General features: G+C 51.7%; 14 protein-coding genes. 10 read left to right on the plus strand and 4 right to left on the minus strand.

Annotated elements, in window-relative coordinates; translation table 11 throughout:
- Positions 1–378: a BlaI/MecI/CopY family transcriptional regulator gene (locus tag KTH89_RS13330; RefSeq protein ID WP_238722039.1), complete on the plus strand. Its 378-nt coding sequence runs from the start codon at positions 1–3 to the stop codon at positions 376–378.
- Positions 368–2,794 (plus strand): M56 family metallopeptidase, encoded by a 2,427-nt coding sequence (locus tag KTH89_RS13335; RefSeq protein WP_238722040.1) that lies wholly within the window; start codon positions 368–370, stop codon positions 2,792–2,794. The genes KTH89_RS13330 and KTH89_RS13335 overlap by 11 nt, the downstream gene beginning before the upstream one ends.
- Before the next feature lie 60 nt (positions 2,795–2,854).
- Here KTH89_RS13335 and KTH89_RS13340 read toward each other — a convergent pair whose 3' ends face one another.
- Positions 2,855–4,117 (minus strand): MFS transporter, encoded by a 1,263-nt coding sequence (locus KTH89_RS13340; RefSeq protein ID WP_238722041.1) that lies wholly within the window; start codon positions 4,115–4,117, stop codon positions 2,855–2,857.
- Positions 4,114–4,941, minus strand: a complete 828-nt coding sequence (locus tag KTH89_RS13345) for a metallophosphoesterase (RefSeq protein WP_238722042.1) — start codon at positions 4,939–4,941, stop codon at positions 4,114–4,116. Before KTH89_RS13345 ends, KTH89_RS13340 begins: the two co-directional genes overlap by 4 nt.
- A 178-nt stretch (positions 4,942–5,119) precedes the next feature.
- Here KTH89_RS13345 and KTH89_RS13350 point away from each other — a divergent pair, with 178 nt between their 5' ends.
- The 8 genes from KTH89_RS13350 (at position 5,120) to KTH89_RS13385 (ending at position 16,314) form a co-directional block, all read left to right on the plus strand.
- The gene (locus KTH89_RS13350; RefSeq protein ID WP_238722043.1) at positions 5,120–7,123 is read left to right on the plus strand and encodes an ATP-dependent helicase; all 2,004 of its coding nucleotides are present in this window, start codon (positions 5,120–5,122) and stop codon (positions 7,121–7,123) included.
- A 314-nt stretch (positions 7,124–7,437) separates the two neighbouring features.
- A complete protein-coding gene (locus tag KTH89_RS13355; RefSeq protein WP_158345552.1) occupies positions 7,438–8,667 on the plus strand; it encodes a BMP family ABC transporter substrate-binding protein in 1,230 nt (409 codons plus the stop codon).
- Between the two features lie 143 nt (positions 8,668–8,810).
- The gene (locus tag KTH89_RS13360; RefSeq protein WP_158345553.1) at positions 8,811–10,340 is read left to right on the plus strand and encodes an ABC transporter ATP-binding protein; all 1,530 of its coding nucleotides are present in this window, start codon (positions 8,811–8,813) and stop codon (positions 10,338–10,340) included.
- Positions 10,333–11,433 carry an ABC transporter permease gene (locus tag KTH89_RS13365; protein ID WP_238722044.1) on the plus strand — a complete coding sequence of 367 codons (1,101 nt, stop codon included), beginning with the start codon at positions 10,333–10,335 and terminating at the stop codon, positions 11,431–11,433. The genes KTH89_RS13360 and KTH89_RS13365 overlap by 8 nt, the downstream gene beginning before the upstream one ends.
- Positions 11,430–12,380, plus strand: coding sequence for an ABC transporter permease (locus KTH89_RS13370; RefSeq protein ID WP_158345554.1), 951 nt, complete (start codon positions 11,430–11,432; stop codon positions 12,378–12,380). Before KTH89_RS13365 ends, KTH89_RS13370 begins: the two co-directional genes overlap by 4 nt.
- Before the next feature lie 531 nt (positions 12,381–12,911).
- Entirely contained in the window at positions 12,912–13,535 is a 624-nt protein-coding gene (locus tag KTH89_RS13375; RefSeq protein WP_158348852.1) for a phosphate-starvation-inducible PsiE family protein, read from the plus strand.
- A gap of 63 nt (positions 13,536–13,598) precedes the next feature.
- Positions 13,599–15,587 carry a fructose-1,6-bisphosphatase gene (locus KTH89_RS13380; protein ID WP_158348851.1) on the plus strand — a complete coding sequence of 663 codons (1,989 nt, stop codon included), beginning with the start codon at positions 13,599–13,601 and terminating at the stop codon, positions 15,585–15,587.
- A complete protein-coding gene (locus KTH89_RS13385; RefSeq protein WP_158348850.1) occupies positions 15,580–16,314 on the plus strand; it encodes a DNA alkylation repair protein in 735 nt (244 codons plus the stop codon). The genes KTH89_RS13380 and KTH89_RS13385 overlap by 8 nt, the downstream gene beginning before the upstream one ends.
- A 9-nt stretch (positions 16,315–16,323) precedes the next feature.
- Here KTH89_RS13385 and KTH89_RS13390 read toward each other — a convergent pair whose 3' ends face one another.
- Together KTH89_RS13390 and KTH89_RS13395 are read right to left on the minus strand one after the other, a co-directional pair.
- Positions 16,324–17,286: a D-2-hydroxyacid dehydrogenase gene (locus KTH89_RS13390; RefSeq protein WP_158348849.1), complete on the minus strand. Its 963-nt coding sequence runs from the start codon at positions 17,284–17,286 to the stop codon at positions 16,324–16,326.
- A gap of 19 nt (positions 17,287–17,305) precedes the next feature.
- Positions 17,306–17,908: a TetR/AcrR family transcriptional regulator gene (locus KTH89_RS13395; RefSeq protein ID WP_238722045.1), complete on the minus strand. Its 603-nt coding sequence runs from the start codon at positions 17,906–17,908 to the stop codon at positions 17,306–17,308.
- Between the last annotated feature and the right edge of the window lie 165 nt (positions 17,909–18,073).

Consider the following 18,073-nt stretch of genomic DNA (forward strand, 5'->3'; position numbering starts at 1 on the left):
ATGGAAATACCAAAGATTTTTGACAGTGAATACCGGCTGGCCTGTATCGTATGGGACCGGGAGCCGGTTACGACCAGTGAATTGGTGAAGCTGTGCGCTGAGAAACTGGAATGGAAACGTACGACGACTTATACGGTGCTGAAAAGGCTGTGTGACAGAGGAATCTTCCAAGTGGAAAATTCGGTGGTGACTTCCAGGATTCCGAAGGAGGAGATACAAAGGCAGGAGAGCGAGCAGTTTGTGAAAAGGACTTTTGGGGGTTCGCTGCCTTTGTTTTTAGCGGCTTTTTTAAAGGACCGGCCCTTGTCTGAGGAGGAGGTACGGGAGATCCGGAAGCTGATCGAGGATAAGAACGGGGGGCGGGCCGATGAAACCTGAGCTTTTATTCCTGACGGTGCTTCGCATGAGCATTGTGTCGGGCTATGTGATTATCTGTATGGTGGTTATCCGATTGCTGATGAGGAGGCTGCCGAAGATGTTCTGCAGCCTGCTGTGGGGGATCGTGCTGATCCGCCTGGTCTGCCCGGTGGCATTTGAAAGTCCGTTCAGTCTGGTTCCCGGCGGCAGGTTGGATCCGGTGCGGCTCCTGGAAGAGGAGGAAGCGCATCTGCAGGGAAACTTGGGCGGGAATCAGAGCCAGGAGGGAAACGCGGCCGGGGAAACAGCGGCACAGACGGAGGAAGCGCTTGAAAATATTGCAGGGACAGGCAGCGTTTTTCCTGACGCTTCCGCAGACATGGATGCCGGGGCAGCAGGGCTGCCGACTGGGAAGCGGCAGACAAGCGGCGCCGAACGGGCGGAGATACTTCAGATCCCGGACGCAGGAGAACCCACGGTGTCCGGAGCGAATGCCGCCCCGGATATTCCAAATGCCTTGGCGGGTGCGGGCTGTGTGATTTGGGGAAGCGGTATCGTTTTGCTGCTCCTGTATAGCTTATGCAGTTATATCGGCTTGAAAAGAAGATTAGGGACAGCCATACCGGACGGGGAAGGCTGTTACATCAGCGACGGGATCAGAACCCCTTTCGTTCTGGGAATGTTTCGGACGAAGATTTATCTGCCTGCGGATCTGTCGCCGGAGGAGAAGGAACATGTACTGCTGCATGAACGGATGCACATCCGGAGAGGAGATACGGTTTTCAAACCGGTATTTTATCTGGCCCTGGTGATCCATTGGTTTAATCCGCTGGTATGGCTCTCTTACCGTCTGATGGAAAAAGACATGGAGATGGCCTGTGACGAAGCGGTAATGGCAAGACTGGGAGAGAATAAGGGAGGAGACTATTGCCGTTCCCTGTTAAATCTGGCGCTTCGGGGACAGAACCGGACAGTCCGTCCGCTGGCTTTTGGAGAGAGCAATACAAAGCAGCGGGTGAAAAATATATTGCGTTACAGAAGGCCAAGCACCTGGGTGAAAGCAGCGGCCGTCATTCTGGGCGCGGCAGCCGCGTTTTTCTTCCTGGCAGATCCGCTGTCCGCAAACCGGGGAGGAATACCCGCCGATCTGACTCAGGATGGCAAAGAGGAAACCATACTGGCAGAGATACCGGAAAATACACAGGAAAACAGTATGGCTGCGCTGCAGGTGAAAAACAGGCGGGGAGACGAGCTTTGGGAGTCACAGTTTCCACTTTCGGGACAGACCGGCATTTCCTATTATTTATATCAGACGGACGAGGAAGATCTTCTGTTGAGATATACAGCGCGGCTGCAGCCGGGAGAAGGGATGATGTCCTACCAGCTGTTCTCCTTAGATGAGACCGGTCAACAGCAGGTCAGGGAAGAAAACGAGATAAACTATATGGCGGAGAAGGACAGGTATCTGTTTGACGCAGAAGCGGTACGGCAGTTTCTGCAAGCCCTTAACGGCTATCTGGAACACAGTATTCTCCTGTTAGAGACCAGGAACGGACAGGCGTTTTACAGTACAGTGGAGCAGCCGATCAGGCAGACGGAAGAGTTCCGGTGGATGGATCAGCAGTACGAGTCAATATTTGGGAAAAGCGGCAGCCTCGATGAACGCTTAGATAAGCTCCAGGCACATCTGTTAAAAATAGCCAACCAGGAATGGGCTTTGGAAAATGGGTCCGGGAGATCGGAAGCCGAGGATCAGGAACAGTTAATGGCCAGACTGAATGCGGTCACGGCCGGGCAGCTGGAGCTGATTCAAAACCGGTATGACGGATCGGAAACCGGGGAGATTGTGATACTGGCAGAACTGCCGGAAGATCAAATCACTCTATATGGATACAACGACGCTGAATATTCCGGCCGGGGAGTCCTCCTTCGGAACGGTGAGGGGATCAGCCGTTTTGACATAACATATGGGACTTCGCCGCGGGCCCTCCTGCCTGAGATCTACTGGGACTCCGGCAAAGAGCAGCTGCAGATGAAGATACTTGGGGCATCCGGAACCGGGCTGAACATCTGGAATCTATACCTGTTTGAGAGAACCCGGGACGGCCTGTTGAAAGAAACCATGTTCCAGCCGGACGATTATATGAGCCAGCTGGAACAGAAGATATCCTATGATTACGATCCTGTTGGACAAAGCCTGACCTTGTATGCCCAGGGACGCGAAATCAGAACGATAGACACCTCCTGGGCGGAAGAACCAGTCATGGATATCTACTGGGGAACCATCGTAGATTTTGAACTGGGTGAGACGATCCATATGCTGTTCACTCCTGCCCTGCAGATCGGGAACTGGCCCGCGCCCCAATACGCGGAAGAAGCGGACCTGACCGCTGTTGTTGAATACGGACAGGATTTTACGATCACGCAGATACAGTAAAAGAACGATCACGCAGATACAGTAAAAGAACGATCACGAAGATACAGTAAAAGAAAAAAGTCAGCTCCGGTGATGCCGAATGTCCGGATCTGGGGGCCTTCTGAGCCTGGATAAAACGGAAACGGCAAAGAACATCAGCACCGGGAAGAGGGTCGCGCACAGCAGCCCTGTTTTCAATCCGGCTTCGGTTGAGGTTAAATTGCCAAATAATAGATTCGGCAGGGAACCGTCCCGGCTGGCCACAGAATTGGAGATGACGCCCACCATACCCGGCCCCAAAGAACAGCCGATATCGCCGGCCAGAGCCAGCAGCGCGAACATGCCCGTTCCGCCTGCCGGACAGTATTCCGCAGCCAGGGAAAAGGAACCCGGCCACATGATTCCAACGGACAGACCGCACAGGGCGCAGCCGGCCAGAGAGAGAAGCGGAATCGGGGACAGGGTCGCAAGCAGGTAACTGATCATGCAGAGGATGCTGCTGGCCAGGATGAATTTTTTCAGATCAATTCCAGAACCTTTTTTGCCGTAAAAGGTTCTGGACAGTCCCATACAGACGGCAAAAGCGCAGGGGCCGAGAAGATCCCCCATAGTTTTGGATACATTCAGGCCGGATTCAGCGAACAGGGAAGCCCACTGCGCCATAGCCTGCTCGGATGCGGCGGAGCAGATCATCAGGATCAGGAAAAGCCAGAAGATCTTCATGGAAAATAGCTTCCGCAGCGGCATGACGCTGTGCTCCTCGGTCAGCGTAAGCAGCGGCACCTTTGCATAGAAAAAGGTGTTAAAGAACGGGAGAACAGCCCATATAAGCGGAAGATAGTACCAGCGGGAAAGGCCGATCGTGACAAAATACAGTGTGGAGAGCAGAACGACTGTGACATGTCCCCAGCAGTAGAAGGAGTGCAGCATGCTCATGGCGCTGGCTTTTTCATCTCCGGGCAGGGCCTGGACGATGGGGCTTACCAGCACTTCGATCAGCCCGCCGCCGATGGCGTTGATGACCACGGCGATCATAAGGCCCAGGTAGGGGCTTGGCAGGAACTTGGGAAACAGGCCCAGTCCCACCAGGCCCACCGTACTGCAGATATGTGCGGCCACGATACAGACGCGGTACCCGATCCGGTCGACGAACTTGGCGGAGATGAGATCCACCAGCATCTGGACGCCAAAGTTCAGGGATACTAAAAATCCCAATTCGCTCAATGAGATTCCCATGGTTTTCTGAAAGGTGATAAACAGCAGGGGCGGCAGGTTGTTGACGATAGCCTGGGTGATGTATCCTAAGTAGCTTGCATATACCGTATGTTTATATTGTAGTTTCATTTTGTGATGTCCTCTTGTCTGTTTGTAATATCGATAAAGATCAGCTCAGCCGGATTAAAGATACGAAGATTGACCGTATGGGAGCCGAGCCCCCGGCTGACGATCAGGGAGCGGCCCTGTTCTTCAAAATATCCTGCGTCGTATTTCGGAAAAAGTTTGGCCTGGGGAGTGATCAGGCCACCGATTCCCGGTATACGGATAATGCCGCCGTGAAGATGGCCGGAGACGGTCAGATCCGCGCCCCATTTGGCATACTGTGGAAAATAGACCGGATTGTGGGCGATGAGGATGTTATAGTGTCCCGGATCAGGAGTTCCCAGTGCGTCCGTCAGACACGTGACAGCAAAGGGTTTGCGGGTAAACCTCTTATAATAGCTGAAATCCAGTTCAAATCCATAGATAGTAACCAAAGCTCCGCCGATTTGCTGCGTCAGATGCCCGTTGACCAGTGTGTGAATGCCGCAGCTTCGCAGCATCCGGATATAGGAATCATATTCCCCGGCAAAGGAATCGGGAAATTCCCGCATCCGGTGTTCATGGTTCCCGTTTCCCAGATAGACCGGATATTCCGCCGCCAGAGCGATTAAAAGCTGATAAGCCGCATCTTTGTGGACTTCCTGTTTTTTCCGGTCCGAGATGATCAAATCGCCGGCGATGAGAATTCCATCCGGATGATTTTTTCGTATTTCTTCCAGGAGAAGACGGTTATCCGGCCCGTAGCTTTTGTTGTGCAGATCAGCCAGCAGAGCCAGCCGCCACGGCCGTTTGAGACCCGGGATTTTTCCTGTTTCTATAGTATAAAAAGTCGTTTTAAATTTCGACATGCACGATAATCCTTTTCATTTCCTATGAAAGACATATTTTGTTAAAATATATCTTGATTTCTCTTTACAATGGAACAACAAAACATTTATACTATCTTACTATATTCACATTACCGCGTCAAAATAAACTTTGAAAAAAGAAAGAATACCGCAGAATCCTGCGGCGTCGGAGGAAAGAATGAGTTTTAATAAATCCCAGGCTCAGGCGATCCGTCATAAGGAAGGCCCCATGCTAGTCCTGGCCGGACCGGGTTCGGGAAAAACCCTTGTGATAACCCAGAGGACAAAATACCTGATTGAAGAATACGGAGTGGACCCCTCCGGTATCCTGGTGATAACTTTTACAAGAGCTGCGGCCAGGGAAATGCAGGAACGGTTTCAAAAGCTGATGGCAGGTACGGCCCGTGTAACCTTCGGTACTTTTCACGCCGTATTTTTCTCGATTCTGAAACATGCTTATGGGTATACCGCGGCGGACATTTTAAGGGAAGAGCAGAAGTATGCATATCTTAGGGAGATCCTGGAACACATCGAGCTGGAGATCGATGACGAAGCCGATTTTCTCGCCGGAATCCTCTCGGAAATCAGCAGCGTGAAAAACGAGAGGATAGCCCTGGAATCCTATCATGCCCGGAACTGCCCGGATCAGGTGTTTCAAAAGATCTATCAAACCTATGAGCAGAAACTGCAAAAGGCAAGGCAGCTGGATTTCGACGATATGATGGTGTATTGCCTGGAGTTGTTTGAGAGCCGGCCGGATATTCTGAAAGCCTGGCAGAACAAATACCGGTATATCCTCATAGACGAGTGCCAGGATATCAATCAGATTCAGTATGATATCGTGCGGCTTCTGGCGGCGCCGGAGGATAATCTGTTTATCGTGGGAGATGACGATCAGTCTATCTACCGGTTCCGGGGAGCAAAGCCGGAGATTATGCTGAACTTCAGAGAGGATTATCCAAAGGCCCAAAGAGTGCTGCTGGACACCAACTACCGGTCCACGCCGGACATCGTCGAAGGCGCCCTGCGCATCATTGCCAATAATAAGGCCCGTTTTCCAAAACAGATCAATACGGTCCGTAAAAAAGGCAGGGATATTAAGTTTGCGGAATGTGCCAATCCACAGGAGGAATATCGGGAAGTCATCCGGCAATTAAAATACTATCGCGAGCAGGGCATAGAATGGAATCAGATGGCCATTCTTTTCCGCACCAACACCCAGCCGGGCCGCCTGATGGAAAGGCTGCTGGAATATAATATCCCCTTCCGGGCCAAAGACCGGATTCCCAATCTGTACGACCACTGGATTACCCGCGATATCTTAGCCTATATCCGTTTAGCGGTAAAAGAACTGTCCCGTCAGGATTTTTTTCAGATCATGAACCGTCCCAAACGATACTTCAGCCGGGAAGCGTTTGACAAGCCGGTCGTGGAATTTCAGAGCTTACGAAACTTCTATGAGGGGAAAAACTGGATGCAGGAGCGCATCGACAAGATGGAATATGATCTCAAGCTCCTTAAAAATATGCCGCCTTATTCCGCGGTTAATTATATCCGTCACGGTATCGGATATGAAGAATATCTAAAAGAATATGCGGATTTCCGGCGGCTGTCGGCGGAAGACCTCTATGATACCCTGAACCAGCTTCAGGAAAGCGCGCGTCCTTATCAGAACTATGAAGAGTGGTTCCGGCATATGGAAGAGTATACCCGGGAACTAAGAGAGCAGGCCGCCGCCCGCATCCAAGTACCGGACGGGGTCACCCTTTCCACGATGCATGCCTCGAAAGGGCTGGAATACCAGCTGGTGATCCTGATCGATGTGAACGAGGGGATCACCCCTTACCGGAAGGCGGTACTGGAAGCGGACCTGGAAGAAGAACGCCGCATGTTCTATGTGGCTATGACCAGGGCCAAAACTTATCTGCATATCTATTCTTTGCAGGAACAGTACGGAAAAAAGCTGTCACCGTCCCGCTTTATCGGAGAATACTATCTGGATCGGGCCGGACTGGTAAAAGGAGCGCCGGTCAACCATAAGAAATACGGGGATGGAGTGATACGGGAGGTGCAGGAAAACAAAGTAAAGATCTATTTTCCCGGACCTGGCAAGGAACTGCTGCTGGATATCCATTACTGCATGTCAAACCAACTGCTCAGATTAGGGGTTTCCAAAGGATAAAACAGGCAGCGGGACTCAAAAAGAAATTTAAGATTATAATAAATACCGGGTTATAACAAATACCAGGATATACCAGTTGCCTAATCAATAAGTTGCTGTTATAATTGCCCCGAGGCATTAATAAGCTATGCTAATAAAACATCAGTATAATTGGTAATATTTGTAAAAAAATTGGGCGTTTACGGGGGTAACCTGTAGACGCTTAAATTTATTTGTAGTAAAATGAGGGCGAAGTCAGGGTGGACACAAAAGGTTATGAATGAAGTCTCTGCCGAGACCTCATTTATAATAAAAACAACATTAGGAGGAACGTTATGAAAAAGAAAGTATTAGGTGTTCTGTTGTGTGTAGCGATGACAGCGGCTATGATGACAGGCTGCGGCAGCAAAGAAGAACCCGCGGCAAATGAAGCTCCGGCAGCATCCGAAGCTCCCGAAACGGCGGACGAGACAGCCGCTCCCGCGCAGGAATCCGCAGCTCCCGCAGATGCAGCCGCAGGGGAAGGGATCTTCAAGGCAATCCCCAAAGAAGAGATCAAAGTAGGCGTTATACATATCACAGATCCGGCGGAAGGTTCCGGATATACCTACACCCATGACCTGGGAATCCAGGGAATGCAGAAAACTATCGGACTCGAAGACAGCCAGATCATCCGTAAGAACAAGATCCCGGATACGGATCCGACTGCGACCGAGAACGCGATCAGAGAGTGTATCGAAGAAGGATGCAACGTCATATTTGCAACCAGCTTTAACTATATGGACACCTGCGAGAAACTGGCAGCCGAATATCCGGACATCATTTTCTCCCATGGTACCGGTTATAAGAGCAACGGAACGAACTTCAACAACTATTTTGGAAGAATCTACCAGTCCAGATATTTATCCGGTATCGCAGCCGGTTTGAAGACCGAATCCAATAAGATCGGTTATGTGGCGGCGATGGATAAAGAAAATACAGAGGTTACCGGAGGCCTGGATGCCTTTGCCATGGGAATCTATTCTGTGAATCCGGATGCGGAAGTTTATGTAAAGGTAACCAACAGCTGGTATGATCCCGAAGGCGAGAAGCAGGCTGCAGAAGCGTTGATCGCCAAGGGCTGCGATGTGATCGGACAGCACTGTGACACCCCGAACCCTCAGCTGGCTGCGGAAGAAGCTGGCGTATGGGGCGTTGGATATAACTCTGATATGAGCAAGGACGCTCCCGATGCGGTACTGTGCTCCGTTATGTGGGATTGGAGTAAATATTATACCACGGCGGTTCAGTCTGTCATCGACGGAACCTGGACCGGTGAAAACTACTACGGCGGAATGAAGGAAGGATTGGTAACGCTTTCCGAGCTTTCCGGCCTGAATGATCCGGAAGCGAAAGCGAAGATCGAAGAGGCGGAAGCGAAGATGTTAGACGGTTCCTTCAATGTATTTGACGGAGTGATCGAGACCAACGACGGTTCCACCGTTGGAACCGAGGGCGGCACACTGGACGACGCGACGATTACCGGCGACATCCATTGGTACTTCAAGAACGTAGTGGAAGAATAAGAGTCTAATTGAAAACAGATATGGGTACGGGCGACCGTTAGGTCGCCCATACTTGCATTCAGGACATAAAATATATTGCAAAGCTGCAAGCGTGAGTCTTGGGTTTTGCAATGTTTTTTAACAACCAAACGAGAGGTGATTCTATGGCTCAGTCAGAAGAAAAATACGCCATCGAGCTTAAGGGGATATCTAAATCCTTCGGCACGGTGAAAGCAAATGACGGAATTAATCTGAACCTGAAATACGGGGAAATCCTGGCTCTGCTGGGAGAAAACGGTTCCGGCAAGACGACGCTGATGAACATGCTGTCCGGCATTTATCACCCGGACGAGGGGACGATCCGGGTGGCCGGCAAAGAAGCCCTGATTAATTCCCCCACGGACGCCGCGTCCCTTGGAATCGGAATGATCCATCAGCATTTCAAGCTGGTGAACGTATTCAGCGCGATGGATAATATTGTGCTGGGAACGCAGGAAAAATTGTTGAAAGCGAAAGTGCTACGGGAAAAGGTGGAGGAAATCAGCCGGAATTTCGGCCTGGAGATCGACCCGGAGAAAAAAGTATATAACATGTCGGTCAGTGAAAAGCAGACGGTGGAGATTATGAAAGTCCTTTACCGGGGAGCGGATATCCTGATACTGGATGAACCCACGGCTGTGCTCACTCCCCAGGAGACGGAAAAGCTGTTTGCTATCCTGCGGGAAATGAAGGCCCAGGGCCGGGCGATCATAATCATCACCCACAAACTCAACGAAGTGCTCGCGATCAGCGACCGGGTGACGATCCTGCGCAGGGGGAAGAGTATCGATACGGTTATGACCGCCCAGACCGATGAAAAGAAGCTGACAGAGCTGATGGTGGGCCGTCCGGTCGAGTTGTCGATCAGCCGCCCGAAGGTGGAGGAAAAAAAGAGCGTGCTTGAGGTCCGGGACCTGAATGTGGTTCGGGCGGATAAGACGAAGGCCTTGAAAAATATAAGCTTTGATATGAAGTCCGGTGAGATCCTGGGTGTTGTGGGTATCGCCGGGAGCGGGCAGAAGGAACTGTGCGAGACGCTGGCCGGACTGATCCGTCCGGTAAGCGGAGAATTAAGCTACCGGCAGGAAAGTATAATAGGAAAAACTCCGGGGCAGATTCAGGAGATGGGAATCCGAATGGGATTCGTACCGGAAGACCGGCTGGGAATGGGCCTGGTATCCACCATGGGTATGACAGATAACATGCTGCTTAAGACATACCGGAAGAAAAAAGGGATGTTCGTAGACCGCAGGCCCGCGAAGGAACTGGCGGAACAGCTGGTGCAGGAGCTGGAGATCATGACTCCGAATGTAGAGACGCCGGTGCGGATGCTCTCCGGAGGAAATGTGCAGAAGGTGCTGCTGGGCAGGGAAATCGGCTCCGGGCCAAATGTTCTGATCACGGCTTATCCGGTCCGGGGATTAGATATCAACTCTTCCTATCTGATCTACGATCTGCTCAACGAACAGAAGAAGAAACAGGTGGCGGTGCTGCTGGTCGGGGAGGATCTGGATGTCATGTTGGAACTGACGGACCGGATTCTGGTATTGTGCCATGGGGAGATTACCGGGATCGTGGATTCTGAAAATACGACCAAAGAACAGCTGGGACTTATGATGACAGGGATGACAAAGGAGGTGGCCGTAGGTGAGTAGCCAGACGGGAATAAGCAAGACCGAACCGCTGATCCGCACGGTGAAGCGGGCCGAGCTGTCAAAAAACAGGATATTTCTGCTCAGGATCGTGGCGCTGGTTCTGGCCATCGTGGCCGGCGGCCTGTTCCTGCTATGTATCGGTTATAATCCTTTTCAAGTGTACGGGACAATTATCTACGGGGCCTTCCGGAGCGGGATGGCGATACAGGCCACGGTGAAGATCATGATACCGCTGCTGATCACTTCCCTGGGCGTGGCCCTGGCATTTAAAATGCAGTTTTGGAACATCGGCGCGGAAGGGCAGATTATTATGGGAGCCATATTTGCTACCTATTTCGCCCTGTTTCATGCGGACTGGCCTCACTGGCTGCTGCTTGCCGTCATGTTTTTGGCGGGTATGGCGGGCGGCGGGCTATGGGCGCTGCTTCCGGCGGTCTTTAAAGTGAAATTTAATACCAATGAGACCTTATTTACCCTAATGTTAAATTATATCGCGTTGAATCTGATCGTTTTCTTCCGGGACGGCCCATGGGCAGATCCCCAGTCCGGCGGTTTTCCGAAGATCGCCACCTTCGATGCAAATGCGCAGCTGAACAAAGTGTTCGGAGTGCAGGCCGGCTGGATCATCGGATTGGTCCTGGTGGTGGTCGTCTATATTTATCTGCGCTATACCAAACAGGGCTATGAGATCAGTGTGGTGGGGATCAGCAAACCGACCGCCCGTTATGCGGGTATGAACGTGAAAAAAATCGTGCTGAGGACGATGTTCGCCAGCGGCGCTATCTGCGGTATCGCAGGTATGGTACAGGCGGCCGGTTCGGACGCCACGCTGGCTACCGGCGTGGCCGGAGGGGTGGGCTTCACCGCGATCATCGTGGCATGGCTTGGACAGTTGAATCCGGTATCCATCCTGGTCGTCACCGCGCTGTTCAGCATACTGGAAAAGGGAAGCAGCGTGGTGGAATCCTCCATGGGACTTTCCGCGGACTGTTCCGATGTCCTGCAGGGGATCATCCTGTTCTTTGTGCTGGGCTGTGAATTTTTCATACGGTACCGGTTTGTAACCCGGAAAAAAGGAGGTGCGAACAAGTGAATATCATAAATTTTCTCGTAGCGGCCGTACTGGCCGGGACACCGCTTCTGTTCGGAACGATCGGAGAGATTCTCCACGAACGGGTAGGACATCTTAATCTGGGCGTAGAGGGAATGATGTCCATCGGAGCCTGCTCAGGATTCATGGTCGGCTATATGACGGATAATTTCTGGATCGCCATGCTGGCCGCGTTCGCAGGCGGCGCTTTCGGCGCGTTGATCTACGCGGTTTTAACGGTCACTTTTATGGCGAACCAGAACGTAACGGGGCTTACGCTTACGATCTTCGGCATCGGCCTTGCCAATTTTATCGGATTCTATATGCTGGGCAAATCGGAGACCGGGACTTTAAAGCTGCCGGAACAGATCACGGCTCAGATGCGGGGGGCAAAGATCCCCGGTCTTGGCTCCATCCCGGTACTGGGAGACCTGCTGTTTTCCTATAACCCTTTTGTCTATCTGGGAATCATTCTTGCGATAATTTTAAGTATTTACCTGTTCCGCACCAAGACGGGTCTCAATGTCCGAAGTATCGGAGAAAATCCTGCGGCTGCGGACGCGGCCGGAATCAAGGTCACAAAATGGAAATACATCAACATGATTATTGGCGGCGGTATCTGTGGAATCGGCGGCGCCTATACGATCATGATTACCAACGGCGGCGTGTGGATCACCAACTGTGTGGGGGGCTTGGGCTGGATCGCGGTGGCTTTGGTTATCTTCGCCAACTGGAAGCCGGTATACGCCATATATGGCTCCTTTGTATTCGGGGCGTTCCGCATTCTGAAATACTATGTTCCGAAAAGCTTTCCGATTCCCAACGCCTTCTATGATATGCTTCCGTTCCTGGTGACGGCGGTTGTGCTCGTGGTGAATTCCATCCGGGAGAAGAAGGAAAATGCCCAGCCCGAGAGCTGCGGCGTGAATTATTTCCGGGAAGAACGCTAGAAAAGTCAAGGTATCCGGGACACTTCCGGTTCTTCCTCGGGTTTGGGTATGCCCGCTGCTTAGGGCTTGGAACCGCGGGCGCTATCCGGGGACGCTCCGGGCGGCCGGGTTCTTTTGTATCTCCCTGGGAGCGCGGAGGGCTAGCGCTGGAATCCGCTAAGTGAAATCGAAAAGCCGGGTTCAGGAATCGAGCCTATTCACCAGGAACACGTGATGTGTTCCCGGTTCAGAGGCTCTTGCCCGTCGGACGTGAAGTCCGCCGTGCATCCTGAACCCGGCTTTTCGATTTCACTAAGCGTATTCACAGCCGCCCTATGCGCCCCCAGGGAGATACAAAAGAACCCGTCCGCCCGGAGCGTCCCCGGATAGCGCCCGCGGTTCCAAGCCCTAAGCAGCGGGCATACCCAAACCCGAGGAAGAACCGCACTTCCATCAGCCGCCCTTTTAAGTTTTAAATAGCTTGCGCAAGGGGGTGGGGACAGGTATAATTGCATTATGTAAGACTATACCAACGAATGATGGAGGTTCTGTGTGAAAAAGTTTTTTCAGAAGGGTATTTTTGAAGTGGCGACGGTGGTCGAGACCGTTATTGGCGCATTTATACTGGTGGTAGTGGCAGTGCTGGCTGTAAGGCTGGTTGGGGAGGTCGGAGCCAGCATCAATGTTCTGGAGAATAACGGAAGCTTTAATAATTTTCTTGCCTGGACGATGAACCTGGTGATTGGGGTCGAGTTTGTGAAGATGCTATGCAAGCATACGCCCGGCACCGTCATCGAAGTGCTCCTGTTCGCCACGGCGCGGCAGATGATTGTGGAACATCTGAACGCGTGGGAAATTCTGGCCGGAGCGATCGCTATCGCTCTGTTATTTGCCACCCGGAAGTTTTTGTTCAGTAGTTTTGATGAGATTGAGAGGACGGTGTATCGGGGAAACCAGAAGGTACGTGTGGTCAATGCGGTGAATCATATACATATTCCCTGTGAGAAAGATGAGACGCTGGAGCAGCTGGTGCGCAGGATGCTCGAAGAGAGCGGGGAACAGATCGGCACGGGAGCCTGTGTCTATTTCCAGGGATATGCGCTTCGGATCGCCAAGATCAAAGAGGATGTTATCACCAGGGTGGAACTGATCCAGTCCGGACAGCATCTGGATTAGAGGGCGGCGCACGCAGCCGCGGGTCTTGTATGAAACAGCGCAGTTTCAAAAGGGAGGAATTTTATGGAAAAGATCGAGCTGAAATATCTGAAAAGTATCGCCAAGCAGTATCCGACCATCGCGTCGGCAGCTACCGAAATTGTCAACCTTCAGGCCATATTAAACCTGCCCAAGGGCACGGAACATTTTGTCTCGGATGTCCACGGGGCGTATGAGCAGTTCAGCCATGTACTGCGCAATGGTTCCGGTGCAGTCAAACGGAAAATTGACGATGAGTTCGGTAAGACGTTAAGCAAGCGGGATAAGCAGAGCCTGGCTACCTTAATCTATTATCCGGAACAGAAGCTGGAACTGGTGATGAAGCAGGAAGGGGACGAGGAGAGCCTGGAGGACTGGTATAAGGTCACCATGCACCGTTTGATCCAGATCGCCAGGAGAGTATCCTCCAAATATACCAGATCAAAGGTACGTAAAGCCCTCCCAAAGGACTTCGTCTATATCATCGAGGAATTGCTGCATGAGAAAGAAGAAGTGCTGGACAAGGAAGCTTATTATAATGAAATTATTCAGACCATTATCCGGATCGGGCGGGCGAAAGAGACCATCGTGACGCTCTCCAATCTGATCCAGCGCCTGGTGGTGGATCATCTGCATGTGGTGGGGGATATCTACGACCGGGGAGCCGGAGCGGTCCAGGTGATGGATACGCTGATGAATTATCATTCCGTGGATGTGCAGTGGGGTAACCACGACGCGGTCTGGATGGGAGCAGCGTCCGGCCATCTGGCCTGTATCGCCAATGTGGTACGCCTGTGCGCCAAGTATGGGAATCTGGACACGCTGGAAGAAGACTACGGGATCAATCTGCTGCCTCTGGCCACCTTTGCATTGGAAACCTACGGAGAAGATGAATGCGACTGCTTCCAGGTGACGGACCATCCGGGACTGACCGGCGTAAAATCAGCGAAGCTGGAGCGCAAGATGCATAAAGCCATAACCATCATTCAGCTGAAGCTGGAAGGCCAGCTAATCAAGAGAAGGCCGGAATTCCATATGGAGAGCCGTAGGCTGCTGGACAAGATCGACCAGGCGGAGGGGAGCGTCTTCATCGAAGGGCAGACCTGTAAGCTTAAGGACCACTCCTTCCCCACCATACATAAGGAAGATCCATACGCGCTGACTCCGGAGGAGAAGATGGTGATGGAGCGTCTGCAGACGGCGTTTTTAAACTGCGACAAGCTGCAGAAGCACGTGCGGTTCCTGATGAACAACGGAAGCCTGTATCTGGTATATAATTCCAATCTGCTGTATCATGGCTGCGTTCCGTTAAATGAGGACGGAAGCTTCCGGCAGGTGGAGATTCACGGCAAGATGTACAGCGGGAAAGCCCTCTATGATATTCTGGAGCAGTACGCCAGGAAGGGATATTACCTGCGGTGGGAACCGGAGTCTATGGAGGAGAAGTTCTATGGCCAGGATATCCTCTGGTTTATCTGGACGAACGAGAACTCTCCGGTATTCGGAAAAGAAAAGATGGCAACCTTCGAGCGGTATTTTCTGGATGATGAAAAGCTGCGAAGTGAAAAGAAAAATAATTACTATATGCTGATCGAACAGGAGGAAGTGGTAAACCGGATTCTGACGGAGTTCGGTCTGTCCACGGAAGACTCGCATATTATCAACGGCCATGTGCCGGTCCGCTCCAAGCGAGGGGAGTCCCCGGTAAAATGCGGCGGAAAGCTGCTGATTATCGACGGGGGCTTCTGTAAGGCCTACCAGAGCCAGACCGGGATCGCAGGGTATACGCTGATCTACAATTCCTACGGGCTGCGCCTGGTGTCCCATGAGCCTTTTAAGTCGGTGGAGGATGCCGTTCTCAATGAGAGCGATATTTTCTCTGAGGCGGTGGTAGTCGAATATGCGAACCGGCGCAGACAAGTGGCGGATACGGATATCGGCCGGAATCTGAAGGATTCCATTCAGGATTTGGAGAAACTGCTGCGGGCCTACCGGTCCGGTCTGATCAGGGAAACCGGAGTAAACGATGTATAATGAGGAAAACGATTGGAAGCTGGAACACTGGGATGAAAATACGTACCGGGAGTTCCTGGAATACCTGAAGGGGCAGGCGGACAGCGGATACCGGGAGTTCCATTCCGGCCTGGTTCCGGGAAAAGAGCAGGAACTGATCCTGGGTATCCGGATGCCGAAGCTGCGGGAGATTGGCCGGGAAGTCGCCAAAGGTAACTGGAGAGAATATCTGGGGGAAAATACCCATCGCTATTACGAGGAATCCATGCTGCACGGAATCGTGCTGGGCCTTGGACGGATGGGGTATGAGGAATGGATCAGCCGGATCGGGGAGTTTCTGCCCTATGTGGATAACTGGGCGGTCTGCGACTGCTTCTGCAGCGGGTTAAAGCAGGTAAAAAAGAACCAGGAGCCGTTCTGGCAGCAGATAGACACCTATTTAAGCAGCGAAGAACCCTGGACTATCCGGGTCGGGCTAGTCCTGATGCTGGATCACTATCTTCTGGACGGTTATGTGGAGCAGGTGCTGGAAAGATGTGACCGGGTGTGCAGCCCCCATTATTATGTGCGTATGGCCCAGGCCTGGCTGGTGTCCACAGCCTATGCAAAATACCCGGAACTGACTCATGAATATCTGCTGCGATGCCGTCTGGATGACTGGACTTATAATAAGGCCCTGCAAAAGGCCAGGGAATCTTACCGGGTCAGTGCGAAGAGGAAGGAACTATTAAAGCAGATGAAGCGATGACCGGATTGCTTATTTTTTGTATCCGCTTGTAAAGTCAACCTCGTTTCTAAGTTCTTTGTGATTCATAAAGCGCATCAGGTTCTCTGCAGAGATCCGTACGATCTTGTTCAGGGTTTCCGGCAGATGATACTGGCCGGAAGTATGAGGCGTAATCACCACATTCCGGAATTTCCACAGACGGTGGTCGGGCGGCAGAGGTTCCGGTTCCGTCACATCCAGGGCAGCCCCGTACAGCTGTCCTTTTTCCAGCGCGTCGCAGAGCGCTTCGGTGTCTACTACGGTACCGCGGCCAACGTTGAGTAAAATAGCGGATTCTTTCATCAACTTGATTCGTTTGGCATTGAACAGATGGCGGGTCTGCTCCGTACCGGGAAGGCACAGCGCCACAATATCCGCCTCCGGCAGAAGTTTATCCAGATCTTTCAGAAGATATAATTCTTCAATATACTCCGGTTTGTCGGAAGGGCGGCGCTTAACTGCGTTGACATGGCTTCCAAGCGCGTCCATTTTCCGGGCAAATTCGTTTCCAATATCGCCAAGCCCCACGACCAGTGTGCGGGAGTCCTGAATCGAGGTCACATGTCCCTCATCCTTCCAGAGACGCTGATTCTGGTTGTCCCGGTAATAATGCAGCTTTTTTATAAGTTCCAGCACGACGCCGATCATATACTCGGAGATAGCCAGCCCATAGGCGCCGGTAGCGTTTGTGAGTTTCGTTCCTGACGGCAGGACCCCGGGATCCAGATACCCGTTCGTGCCTGCGGAATCCAGCTGAAGCCATTCCAATTTGGAGGCGCCAACCAGCTGCGAGGGATTGACATTGCCGATGATGATATTGGCGTTGTGCACATCTTCTGTAGTTACTTCTTCCCTTGGACGGTAGAGGAAGTGGGAACCGGGTGCGTACATTTCCAGACTGTGTTTTTGTTTGTCCGTCACTGGAAAGGTAACCAATATGTTCTTTTGCTCCATAATCGTTCCTCCTCGGTACTTACTTTATCATTTGTGTTTGAATCATACTGCGGATTGCTTCATATAAATAGGGTTTATATTCCTCGATTGCCATTGGTTCCTTATATAGGATCGCATTATAACAGCTGCCGCTGACCAGTTCCACGATCATGAAGAGCATTACTTCCGGATTGTGGAATTCGTGGGGACTGTCCTCGATCATCTTCAGATACAGGGCATAAAAATCCAGATTGGTTTCCTCTTCCTGCTGAACCAGAGCGGACTTGAAAACTCCCCAGCTCAGATTTTTGGCGATGAAACTTAGCAGCTTGCTGTCCTTCGTCAGCTGATCGATGATGTCATTGATGATAAAGAGCAGCCGCTCCGTAAAATCGGTCAGTTCGGTCCGCTCCAGGGCGTAATACGCATTCTCGAATACTTTACCGGCTTTGTTGGTGATCAGCCGGTTGCGGATGTCATATTTGTCTTTGAAATACAGATAAAAGGTCCCTTTGGCCACGCCGGCTTTTTCCACGATATCTGCGATGGATGTCTTGGAGAAACCTTTGGTGGTGAATAAATCAAAGGATGTGTGGAACAGAGCTTCTTTTTTCTGCTTTTTCTTATCTTCGATCTTGCCCATGCGGCATGCCTCCGACTGAATATTGGTCAATCTTTAATCCGTTTTCATATTAGCATATTCTGGAGAAAAGAACAAGGGAGCTTCTGTGAGGGGCGGAGGAGCGGGAGCATGGAGGCCGGTTGGTTCTGCGGGGAAGAAACCGTTCCATCCGCAGAACCACCCGGC

It is taken from the genome of Diplocloster agilis (genome assembly GCF_019042275.1).
Taxonomy (GTDB): domain Bacteria; phylum Bacillota; class Clostridia; order Lachnospirales; family Lachnospiraceae; genus Diplocloster; species Diplocloster agilis.

What these genes read in the sequence shown, in the direction of transcription:
- KTH89_RS13355 (WP_158345552.1), top strand. Translation starts at nt 7,438, where the DNA reads ATGAAAAAGAAAGTATTAGGTGTTCTGTTGTGTGTAGCGATGACAGCG.
- KTH89_RS13380 (WP_158348851.1), top strand. Translation starts at nt 13,599, where the DNA reads ATGGAAAAGATCGAGCTGAAATATCTGAAAAGTATCGCCAAGCAGTAT.
- KTH89_RS13385 (WP_158348850.1), top strand. Translation starts at nt 15,580, where the DNA reads ATGTATAATGAGGAAAACGATTGGAAGCTGGAACACTGGGATGAAAAT.
- KTH89_RS13340 (WP_238722041.1), bottom strand. Translation starts at nt 4,117, where the DNA reads ATGAAACTACAATATAAACATACGGTATATGCAAGCTACTTAGGATAC.
- KTH89_RS13390 (WP_158348849.1), bottom strand. Translation starts at nt 17,286, where the DNA reads ATGGAGCAAAAGAACATATTGGTTACCTTTCCAGTGACGGACAAACAA.
- KTH89_RS13395 (WP_238722045.1), bottom strand. Translation starts at nt 17,908, where the DNA reads ATGGGCAAGATCGAAGATAAGAAAAAGCAGAAAAAAGAAGCTCTGTTC.
- KTH89_RS13330 (WP_238722039.1), top strand. Translation starts at nt 1, where the DNA reads ATGGAAATACCAAAGATTTTTGACAGTGAATACCGGCTGGCCTGTATC.
- KTH89_RS13335 (WP_238722040.1), top strand. Translation starts at nt 368, where the DNA reads ATGAAACCTGAGCTTTTATTCCTGACGGTGCTTCGCATGAGCATTGTG.
- KTH89_RS13350 (WP_238722043.1), top strand. Translation starts at nt 5,120, where the DNA reads ATGAGTTTTAATAAATCCCAGGCTCAGGCGATCCGTCATAAGGAAGGC.
- KTH89_RS13360 (WP_158345553.1), top strand. Translation starts at nt 8,811, where the DNA reads ATGGCTCAGTCAGAAGAAAAATACGCCATCGAGCTTAAGGGGATATCT.
- KTH89_RS13345 (WP_238722042.1), bottom strand. Translation starts at nt 4,941, where the DNA reads ATGTCGAAATTTAAAACGACTTTTTATACTATAGAAACAGGAAAAATC.